An 8046-nucleotide genomic window follows, 5' to 3' on the forward strand; every position below is an offset into this window, starting at 1 on the left:
CTACAACACCGGTCTACCCTACAGGCATTCCGTAAGGGATTGGCCGGTGGCAAAGCCGATACCCATTGATAATGGCCGTAGGTCGGCTGCTCGAGGCAGCCGACGTCTCCGGTTTTCCGGACTCCGCCGCCGGCTACCCGCCGCTCGCCGCGGCATCGAGCGGCGGATTGGGCCGGCTGCTGTTACCGGGGCTGCCTGCGAGGCGCTCGTAGCGGCGCTGGCGTTCGTGGCTCGGCGAATGGCCGAAGTGGTCGTGGTAGCACTTGGTGAAGTGGGGCGGCGAGACGAAGCCGCAGGCCAGGGCGACGTCGGTGATGGGCATGTGGGTCTGCTGCAGTAGCTGCCGTGCCCGGGTCAGGCGCAGGTCCATGTAGTAGCGCGCCGGCGGGCAGCCCACGTAGCGCTGGAACAGCCGTTCGAGCTGGCGCCGGGACAGCCGTGCGTGGCCGGCGAGCTCGTCCAGCGACAGCGGTTCGTGGAGGTTCGCCTCCATGAGCGTGACGACCTCCTCGAGCTTGGGCTGGCTGTGACCGAGGCGCACCCGCAGCGGCGCGCGCTGGCGGTCGTCCACGTCGCGGATGCGCTCGTGGAGGAATTCCTCGGCGATGGCCTCGGCGAGCTCCGGGCCCTGCTGGCGTCCGACCAGGGTGAGCATCATGTCCAGCGGGGCGACACCGCCGGAGCAGGTGTAGCGGTCACGGTCGATGACGAACAGCTGGGAGGTGAAAGTCACCTCCGGGAACATCAGCGCCTCGTGGATGCTGGAGATGTGTTCCCAGTGCAGGGTGCAGCGGTAGCCGTTGAGCACCCCGGCGCGGGCGAGCACGTAGCCACCGGTGCACACCGCGGCCAGCGGAACCTGGCGGCCGGCCATACGGCGCAGCCACGTCAGGGTCTCGCGGTCGCAGTGGCTCTGCACGTCCACGCCGGCGCAGACAACCACCATGTCGAGGGGCAGAGGCTCCTCGAGGGCGCACTCAACGCGGGTCTCCAGGCCGCTGCTGGCGCTCACCGGTGCACCGTCCACGCTCATGAGGTGCCAGGTGTAGAGGCGCCGGTCCGCGAGCTGGTTGGCCATGCGGAACGGCTCCAGGGCCGAGGAAAAGGCGAGCTGGGAGTAGCCCGGCACGAGCACGAAGCCGACATCCAGGTGCTCTCGCGGTGAGCCGGATAGCGCTGCCATGAGACCCCTCCTCCTAAGGCCTGATGGATCATGTTATTCGGTGGACAATAAGTAAACGCGCCGCGCTCCCCTCCCGGCTTGCGTGTCTGCGCCGCCCATTTACCCGGCGGCGGCGTTTACCGGTGACGCCTCCGGGAAAGGCGTTGCCGCCCCCTCATAAAACCGCCTCCTGACAGAAACTTAGCCCAATCGGGGCGGTGTCGCTAGGACCATGGTGACCGGCGCCGGTGAGCAAACCCGCGGGCCCCGTGCCGCCGATAATCACACCGTCAACGTCCTCGAAACCGATGAACGACGGAGGAGCGGCCATGGCGAGCAACGCGCAGGAAATAACCGGGGCGTCCCGGCCGGTGGCGGGTAACCTCGAGATCGCCCGGGAGGCCCGGCTCTGGCCGATCGAGGAGATCGCCGGGCGCATGGGCGTGCCGGGCGCCAGTGTCGAGCCCTACGGCCGGGGCATCGCCAAGCTGGATCTCGACGCCGTCCGCGCGGTGGCGGACCGGCCCCGGGGGCGTTACGTGGTGGTCTCGGCGATCACGCCCACGCCCCTCGGCGAGGGTAAGACCACCACCTCCATCGGCCTCGCCCAGGGGCTGCACCACGTCGGGCGTACCGCCACCGTTGCGATCCGCCAGCCCTCCATGGGGCCGACCCTCGGGATCAAGGGCGGGGCCGCCGGCGGCGGCTACAGCCAGGTGGTGCCGATGGAGCGGATCAACCTCCACCTCACCGGCGACATCCATGCGGTCACCGCCGCCCACAACCTGCTCGCGGCGATGATCGACAACCACCTCCACCACGGCCGCGGGGTGGACCTCGACCCGCAGCGCGTGCGCTGGCAGCGGGTGGTGGACATCAACGACCGCGCCCTGCGCAGCACCGTCATCGGCCTCGGTCCGCGGGCCGACGGGGTGCCCCGCCAGGCGGGCTTCGAGATCACCGCGGCCTCGGAGGTCATGGCGGTGCTCGCCCTCGCCGACTCGGTTACCGACCTGCGCCGGCGTCTTGGGCGCATGGTGGTCGGCGAGAACCGCGACGGCGAGCCGGTCACCGCCGAGGACATCGGTGCCGCCGGGGCGATGACCGCCCTGCTCAAGGAGGCGATCAAGCCGAACCTGCTGCAGACCCTGGAGCACACCCCGGCGCTGATCCACACCGGGCCTTTCGGCAACATCGCCCACGGTAACTCCTCCATCGTCGCCGACAACATCGGCATCCACGGCGGCGACTTCCTGGTCACCGAGGCCGGCTTCGGTGCCGACATGGGGGCGGAGCGGTTCTTCAACATCAAGTGCCGCGCCTCCGGGTTGACCCCGGACGCCGCGGTGCTCGTCGCCACCGTGCGCGGGCTGAAGTTTCATTCCGGACGCTATCGCGTGGTCCCGGGCCGGCCGCTGCCCGAGGGCATGAAGGCGGAGAGCCCGGAGGACGTGCACGCTGGCGCCGCCAACCTCACCAAGCAGATCGACAACATCCGCGCCCACGGGGTGACGCCGGTGGTGGCGATCAACGCGTTCCCCTCGGACTATGACAGCGAGCATCAGGCCATCCGCGAGATCGCCGAGGCGGCCGGGGCACGGGCGGCGGTGTGCACCCACGTGCGCGACGGCGGCGCCGGCGCCGCCGAGCTCGCGGAGGCGGTGGCTGAGGCCGCCGAGGCGGGCGGTGACTTCGAGTTCCTATACCCGGACGACATGGCCCTGGACGCCAAGATCGAGCGGATCGCCACGCGCATCTACGGGGCCGACGACGTGTCGTTCAGCGCCGATGCCCGGCGCCAGATCGACACCTATCAGCGCCAGGGCTACGGCGAGCTGCCGGTGTGCGTCGCCAAGACCCACCTCTCGCTGTCCGCGGACGCCAGTCTTCGGGGCGCGCCCACGGGCTGGACGCTTCCCGTGCGCGAGGTCCGGCTGTCCGCGGGTGCCGGGTTCGTCTACGCGCTGTGCGGCGACATCCGGACCATGCCCGGCCTCGGTGCCGACCCCGCCGCCGCCCACATCGATGTGGACGAGAACGGCGAAATCACGGGGCTGTTCTGATGGCCGCCCGGGTGGATGCGCTGGACGGCGCCCCGCAGGCCGGCATCGCGGGCTTCCTGGAGGCGCTCGCCGCGCGCCGCTCCGCCCCGTCGGGCGGCGCGGGTGCGGGCCTGTCGCTGGCCACCGCGGCGGCGCTGGCGGCGATGGCCGCACGCTTTGCGGACACGCGCATGGCCGACGCCGCGGCACTGGCGGGGGAGGCGGACGCGATCCGCGAGCGCGCGCTGGTGCTTATGGACGCCGATGCGGAGTCCTTCGCCCCGGTGCTGAAGGCCAGCCGCTGGGGCGATGCCGGGGCGCTGGAGGACGCCCTGGAGGCGGCCTGCGAGGTGCCGCTGGAGGTACTGGAGACGGCGTTGCGCCTGTGCCGCATGGGCGACCGGCTGGTCCGTGAGGGCAATCCGCGGCTGGTGGGCGACGCCCGCGCGGCGGTGGCGCTGGCCGCCGGGGCCGGGCGGGCCGCGGCGGCGCTCATCGACGAGAACCTGGACGGTGACCGGGACGACGGCCTTGCCGCGCGCACCGAGGCGCTGGTCGCGGCACTGCCGCCGTGAGCGGCCACGGGAGGTCTGCCTGAGCCCGCCGGGCTAGCGTCGCGGCCAGGCGCTCAGCCAGAACAGCCCGCCCAGGGCGCCGAGCACCAGGCTGGCGAGCGGCGTGCCCGCAGCGACCATTACCGGCGTGTAGCCGTCCAGCCCGGCGATGATGAACGCCGAGAGCACGAGGCTCGCGCCGATCACCGCGGCGAAGTTGCGCCGGCCGTTGCGGCGCACGTCTTCGCGCAGGCCCTCCAGGGTGCGCTCCTGTTCGGCGACGCGCTCGCGCAGCTGCTCGGCCTCGGAGAGGGCGGCGTCGAGCCGACCGGGCAGACGCGGCAGGTACTCGCCCCACTTGGGCAGCTCGGTGCGCAGGTTGCGGATGAGCGCACGGGCGCCGAGCTGCTCGCGCATCCACTGCTCCATGTAGGGCTTGGCGGTGCGCCAGAGGTCCAGGTCGGGGTAGAGGTCGCGTCCCAGCCCCTCGATGGCGAGCAGCGTCTTCTGCAGCAGCACCAGCTGGGGCTGGACCTCCATGTTGAACCGTCGCCCGGTCTGGAACAGCCGCAGCAGCAGCGCGCCGAAGGAGATCTCGCCCAGCGGGCGCTCGAAGATCGGCTCGCAGACCACGCGCATGGCGGCCTCGAACTCGTCCACCCGAGTGTCCGCCGGCACCCATCCCGACTCCACGTGCAGCTCGGCGACACGGCGGTAGTCGCGGTTGAAGAAGGCGAGGAAGTTTTCCGCGAGGTAGCGGTGGTCCCGCGGGCCGAGGGTGCCGATGATGCCGAAGTCCACGGCGATGTAGCGCGGCGTATCCGGCTCGTCCGGGTCGACGAAGATGTTGCCCGGGTGCATGTCGGCGTGGAAGAAGCTGTCGCGGAAGACCTGGGTGAAGAAGATCTCCACGCCGCGCTCTGCCAGCGCCTGCATATTCACGCCGCGTTCGCGCAGGGTCTCCACGTGGCTGATGGGGATGCCGTGGATGCGCTCCATGACCATCACCCGGGTGCGGGTGCCGGGCCAGTAGACCTCGGGCACGTAGAGGAGATCCGAGCCCTCGAAGTTGCGCCGCAGCTGCGAGGCGTTGGCCGCTTCGCGCATCAGGTCGAGCTCGTCGTGGATGGTCTTGTCGAACTCGCGCACCACCTCCACCGGGCGCAGCCGGAAGGCCTCGCGCCAGTAGCGGTGGGCCAGCCGGGCGATGGTGTAGAGCAGCTGCAGGTCGCCGTCGATGGTGCGCTGGATGCCCGGGCGCACCACCTTGACCACCACCTCGCGCCCGTCGTGAAGCACCGCGCCATGCACCTGGGCGATGGAGGCGGAGGCCAGTGGCTGCTCCTCGAAGCGCGCGAACATCGCTTCCAGCGGCTGGCCGAGTTCCGCCTCGACCAGGGCCCGGGCGCGCTCGCCGGGGAACGGCGGCACCCGGTCCTGCAGCCGGGCGAGCTCGGTGGCGATATCCGGGGGAACGAGGTCGCGCCGGGTCGAGAGGATCTGGCCGAACTTCACGAAGATCGGGCCGAGGTCCTCCAGGGCGCAGCGGATGCGCTCGCCGCGGGACTGGCGGTAGCGCCGGAACCAGCGCCAGGGCATGAACAGCCCGAGGAAACGCAGCGGCCGGAATAGGTGGGTGGCGAGGATGACCTCGTCCAGGCCGTGCTTGATGAGGATGAGGTTGATGTAGATCAGGCGCAGCAGCAGCGCGGGACGCAGGATCACCGCTCGCCTCCCGCGCCGCCGCGGCGGCGCTCCAGCCGCCGGATGCGCGCCTCCAGGCGGTCCGTGTCGGCGCGCAGGCGGTCGACGTCGCGGATGAAGGCGTCCGCCTCCGCCGCCGGGGGCAGCAGCCGGCGCTCCTCGGTGAGGTAGGCGCCCACGTCCTGGACGAACGCCGCCGCCGTGCGCTCGCCCCAGCGGCGGCCACCGCGCACGCCGCGGCCGACCTGGTGAGCGATGACGTCACCGGTGATCCGCGAGAGCTGTTCCTCCCAGTCCACGTCGAGCTCGGTGAACAGGGCGCGGACCTCCTGGATCACGCCGACGTCGCCACGGAAGACCACGTCCCGGCTGCGCCGGCCGCGGGAGGTCGCGAGCGTCGCCAGCCCGGCCAGGGTGGCCTCCACCTCGGCGTCGGCGGTCTCCGCCTCGCCCGGCTGTGCCAGGCGCAGGCCGTCGGCGAGGAAGTGCACGCGTGCGGCCACCGTCGGCTCGCTCAGGCGTACCGCGAGGCTGCGCCCGGTGAGCGGCACGAGCCGGTGCGGCGTCTCCGGGTCAAGGGCGAGCACCCGGTTGAGCGCGCCCTCGACGACGCGCATCACACCGGTGCCGAGCATGCCGGGGGTTTCCGTCATAGGGCCGTGCTAGTAGACGTGGCCGCGGTGAATGGCCACGACGCCGCCGGAGAGGTTGGTGTACTCGCAGTCCTCGAAGCCCGCCTGTTCCATCATCCCCGCAAGCGTCTGCTGGTCGGGGTGCATGCGGATGGACTCGGCGAGGTAGCGGTAGCTCTCCGCGTCGTGGGCGACGAGCCGGCCCATGGCGGGCAGTACGCCGAAGGAATACGCGTCGTAGAGCGGACGCAGCGCGGTGATGTAGAGCCGCGAGAATTCCAGCACCATGAGGTGCCCGCCCGGGCGCAGGACCCGCCGGATCGCCGCGAGGGCGCGCTCCTTGCGGGTGACGTTGCGCAGCCCGAAGGCCATGGTCACACGGTCGAAGCTCGCGTCCGGGAAGGGCAGCTGCTCGGCGTCGGCGATGACGTAGTCGATGTTGTCCACCGCGCCCTCGTCGATCAGCCGGTCGCGGCCGCGGGCGAGCATCGCCGGGTTGATGTCGGAGCTCACCACCCGGCCCTCGTGGCCGACCCGCCGGGACAACGCGAGGCTGAGATCGCCGGTGCCGGCGGCGAGGTCGAGGACGTGATGGCCGCGGCGGGCGCGGGTGGCGGCCATGGCCTGATGCTTCCAGATGCGGTGCAGGCCGAACGACATGAGGTCGTTCATGAGGTCGTAGCGCTCCGCGACGGACTGGAACACGGCACCGACGCGCTGGCGTTTCTCATCCAGCGGGACCTGCTGGTAGCCGAAGTGGGTGGTGCCGCTGTCCTGCTGCTCGTCGCCGCTCGCCACGGCCTACTCCTTGTTCGGGTTGGTGCGGCGCGCGTGCCCGGCATGGGCGAGCGCGTCGAGATAGTCCTGCCAGTAGCGCGACTGGTCGGTGCCCAGCTCGTAGAGCAGGTCGAACGAGTATAACCCAGAGTCGTGGCCGTCATCGAAGACCAGGCGCAGGGCATAGTTTCCCACCGGCTGGACGTCGGTCAGGCCGACCTCCTCCTTGCCGGTGACCAGTACTGCCTGGCCCGGGCCGTGTCCGCGCACCTCCGCGGACGGCGAGTACACACGGAGATACTCCGCCGGCAGCTCGAAGCGTGAGCCGTCGTCGAAGGCGATCTCCAGCACCGCCGAGCGCCGGTGCAGGCGGATGTCGGTGGGCGTGCGGCCGGTGTCGGTACGTGGCGGGTGCTGCATGGGGACCTCACGGTTCCATCAGGGCCTGGCGACAGGGTCGTGACGTGCCGCCGTGGACGCGCCCGGGCTTGCGCCCGGGCATGGCGCATGGGACCCATCGCCTCGGCGGACGGCGGAACGCTCGATGGCCGCCGTCCTGGCCGTCCGGTGTCCGTGTACCGGATTCTAACGCGGCGGCGCGGGCCCGGCGCCAGGGGCCGGGCCGATGCCGCACTCAGAGGATGTAGCGGCTGAGGTCCTCGTCCCGGGCGAGGCTGCCCAGGTGCTCGTCCACGTAGGCGGCGTCGACGGTCACCGTCTCGCCGCTGCGGTCCGGGGCCTCGTAGGAGATCGCCTCCAGCAGCCGCTCCATGACCGTGTGCAGCCGCCGGGCGCCGATGTTCTCGGTGCGTTCGTTGACCTCCCAGGCGACCTCGGCGATGCGGGCGACGCCCTCCTCGGCGAAGCGCACGGTCACGCCCTCGGTGCTCATCAGGGCCTCGTACTGGCGCACCAGCGAGGCGTCCGGCTCGGTGAGGATGCTCACGAAGTCCTCCACCGCCAGGGCCTCGAGCTCCACGCGGATGGGCAGCCGGCCCTGAAGCTCGGGGATGAGGTCGGAGGGCTTGGAGACGTGGAACGCACCGGAGGCGATGAACAGGATGTGGTTGGTGTTCACCATGCCGTGCTTGGTGGAGACCGTGGAGCCCTCCACCAGGGGCAGCAGGTCGCGCTGCACGCCCTCGCGGGAGACGTCGCCGCCGCTGCCGCTCTCC

At 71.2% G+C, this 8046-nt stretch carries 8 protein-coding genes; 2 read left to right on the forward strand and 6 right to left on the reverse strand.

The genetic code is table 11. The features are described 5' to 3' along the window. Window positions 1–133: 133 nt before the first annotated feature. Window positions 134–1183, reverse strand: a complete 1050-nt coding sequence (locus tag G7A99_RS11955; protein WP_018717991.1) for a GlxA family transcriptional regulator — start codon at window positions 1181–1183, stop codon at window positions 134–136. Window positions 1184–1491: 308 nt separating this feature from the next. Between G7A99_RS11955 and G7A99_RS11960 the strand changes: the two genes are divergently transcribed. Both G7A99_RS11960 and G7A99_RS11965 read left to right on the forward strand, forming a co-directional pair. Continuing rightward, a complete protein-coding gene (locus G7A99_RS11960) occupies window positions 1492–3225 on the forward strand; it encodes a formate--tetrahydrofolate ligase (protein WP_018717992.1) in 1734 nt (577 codons plus the stop codon). Beyond that, a complete protein-coding gene (locus G7A99_RS11965) occupies window positions 3225–3779 on the forward strand; it encodes a cyclodeaminase/cyclohydrolase family protein (RefSeq protein WP_163140434.1) in 555 nt (184 codons plus the stop codon). The genes G7A99_RS11960 and G7A99_RS11965 overlap by 1 nt, the downstream gene beginning before the upstream one ends. Window positions 3780–3812: 33 nt before the next feature. Here G7A99_RS11965 and ubiB read toward each other — a convergent pair whose 3' ends face one another. From ubiB to G7A99_RS25485, 5 genes are all read right to left on the reverse strand, one after another. Continuing rightward, window positions 3813–5483: a ubiquinone biosynthesis regulatory protein kinase UbiB gene (gene ubiB / locus G7A99_RS11970; protein ID WP_018717994.1), complete on the reverse strand. Its 1671-nt coding sequence runs from the start codon at window positions 5481–5483 to the stop codon at window positions 3813–3815. Further along, on the reverse strand, window positions 5480–6115 hold the full coding sequence (locus G7A99_RS11975; protein ID WP_163140436.1) for an SCP2 domain-containing protein: 636 nt from the start codon (window positions 6113–6115) through the stop codon (window positions 5480–5482). Before G7A99_RS11975 ends, ubiB begins: the two co-directional genes overlap by 4 nt. A gap of 9 nt (window positions 6116–6124) precedes the next feature. After that, window positions 6125–6892, reverse strand: a complete 768-nt coding sequence (gene ubiE / locus G7A99_RS11980) for a bifunctional demethylmenaquinone methyltransferase/2-methoxy-6-polyprenyl-1,4-benzoquinol methylase UbiE (protein ID WP_163140438.1) — start codon at window positions 6890–6892, stop codon at window positions 6125–6127. Window positions 6893–6895: 3 nt separating this feature from the next. Further along, on the reverse strand, window positions 6896–7291 hold the full coding sequence (locus G7A99_RS11985) for a gamma-butyrobetaine hydroxylase-like domain-containing protein (protein ID WP_163140440.1): 396 nt from the start codon (window positions 7289–7291) through the stop codon (window positions 6896–6898). Window positions 7292–7505: 214 nt separating this feature from the next. Beyond that, window positions 7506–8046: AAA family ATPase (locus G7A99_RS25485; RefSeq protein ID WP_240466256.1), on the reverse strand; the 541-nt coding region annotated here is incomplete at its 5' end.

Source organism: Arhodomonas sp. KWT, from assembly GCF_010993615.1.

Bases quoted from the DNA above. Each gene is read 5' to 3' on its own strand.
- G7A99_RS11955 (WP_018717991.1), bottom strand. From the start codon at position 1,183: ATGGCAGCGCTATCCGGCTCACCGCGAGAGCACCTGGATGTCGGCTTC.
- G7A99_RS11960 (WP_018717992.1), top strand. From the start codon at position 1,492: ATGGCGAGCAACGCGCAGGAAATAACCGGGGCGTCCCGGCCGGTGGCG.
- G7A99_RS11965 (WP_163140434.1), top strand. From the start codon at position 3,225: ATGGCCGCCCGGGTGGATGCGCTGGACGGCGCCCCGCAGGCCGGCATC.
- G7A99_RS11975 (WP_163140436.1), bottom strand. From the start codon at position 6,115: ATGACGGAAACCCCCGGCATGCTCGGCACCGGTGTGATGCGCGTCGTC.
- G7A99_RS11985 (WP_163140440.1), bottom strand. From the start codon at position 7,291: ATGCAGCACCCGCCACGTACCGACACCGGCCGCACGCCCACCGACATC.